Below are 570 nucleotides of genomic sequence, written 5' to 3'. Positions count from 1 at the left end.
CAATAACTTAAGTAACATAAAGTATTTACTTTTGACTTCATTTATATATAAAAAGAAAAACGAAATCCTTGAAAAGGAACGGTCTTACCCCTTATCGGGGGTAAACGACAGACTACCCTCTATAAAGGGTAAAGATGGTTTGTTGACTATGAATTAAACATCGATTGATGCACTGCGAAAGCAGTGCTGATTATGAGCGGCTCGCGCCGCAGGAGTCGAATGAATAGGTTTTGTGGTGCTGATCAATACTGGACTCTAAGTTAAGCAACTTTTGATGCTTTTTATCCAGAACCGTGCTGAGGGAGGATCTGCTCCAGCCAGACTGGACACTTCATTAAGCGACATTTTGCTGTTCAAAGTTAACTGGGCTTAGATACCCAAGAGCACTGTGCCTTCTCGTCCGATTATATACTCGCTCAACTTGAAGATGCAGGTTTCAAAATCTGAAAATTATCCGTAATTCGGGATACCAGTGAGCCTGCAACTTCTGGCAACGTTACATTGAAAAATTCATTAATAGCCGTTGTAAATTCAGCCTTCGAGGAGAAGTAAATATTGTTCCTCGCATGC

The 570-nt window shown here is 40.7% G+C and carries 2 pseudogenes; both read right to left on the bottom strand.

Annotation, left to right across the window (positions count from 1 at the left end):
* Positions 1-334 precede the first annotated feature (334 nt).
* Positions 335-421 (bottom strand): annotated as a pseudogene (locus R7R78_RS30075) (IS3 family transposase); the annotation flags it as partial.
* Positions 417-570, bottom strand: a pseudogene (locus R7R78_RS28350) (IS630 family transposase); the annotation flags it as partial. The pseudogenes R7R78_RS30075 and R7R78_RS28350, both read right to left, overlap by 5 nt.

Source organism: Vibrio sp. 2134-1, from assembly GCF_033339495.1.
This window is presented reverse-complemented; position numbering and strand designations above follow the sequence as displayed.